Source organism: Pelosinus sp. sgz500959 (assembly GCF_042610375.1).
Lineage (GTDB): Bacteria > Bacillota > Negativicutes > DSM-13327 > DSM-13327 > CTSoil-075.
In genome coordinates this window covers 1-669 of the sequence record NZ_JBGJZL010000053.1, presented here as the reverse complement: position 1 = coordinate 669, position 669 = coordinate 1, and the positions used below count along the sequence as shown (strand labels likewise).

Annotated in this window: 1 protein-coding gene and 1 pseudogene; both read left to right on the top strand. The window is 41.2% G+C overall.

The features are described 5' to 3' along the window. The first annotated feature begins 54 nt into the window (after window positions 1-54). A complete protein-coding gene (locus tag ACAN52_RS21940) occupies window positions 55-486 on the top strand; it encodes a methylmalonyl-CoA mutase family protein (RefSeq protein ID WP_378957263.1) in 432 nt (143 codons plus the stop codon). Next, window positions 413-669: pseudogene (locus ACAN52_RS21935) on the top strand (methylmalonyl-CoA mutase family protein); the annotation flags it as partial. The gene ACAN52_RS21940 and the pseudogene ACAN52_RS21935, both read left to right, overlap by 74 nt.

Here is a 669-nt window from a genome sequence, read left to right as displayed (position 1 = left end):
CCAGATTTATTGAAACTGGTACTATGAAACAGCAAGTTAAGGAGGATTAATCGTATGAATAATGAAAGTTTGAAAGCAAAAGTGGCAGAGTATACTGCCAAAGTAGACAAGGCTAGTGCTAAATTTCCAGAACGCAAAAATTTGGCGTACAACAGACTCTATACTCCCCTAGATCTTGAGGGTATGGATTATGAAACAGAACTCGGTCTTCCAGGTACATATCCTTTCACTCGTGGTGTACAACCTACGATGTACCGTGGTCGTTTCTGGACCATGCGTATGTATGCAGGTTTCTCCACTGCAGAAGAATCCAACAAACGTTATCGTTATCTTTTGTCATCAGGTAGCACAGGTCTTTCTTGCGCTTTTGACTTACCAACCCAAATTGGTTATGACTCTGATGATATCATTNATGCGTATGTATGCAGGTTTCTCCACTGCAGAAGAATCCAACAAACGTTATCGTTATCTTTTGTCATCAGGTAGCACAGGTCTTTCTTGCGCTTTTGACTTACCAACCCAAATTGGTTATGACTCTGATGATATCATTTCCGAAGGCGAAGTTGGTAAAGTTGGTGTAGCGATTGACTCCTTGGCAGATATGGAAATCTTGTTTGATCAAATCGATCTAGGCAAAGTTTCAACGTCCATGACGATCAATGCTCCTGC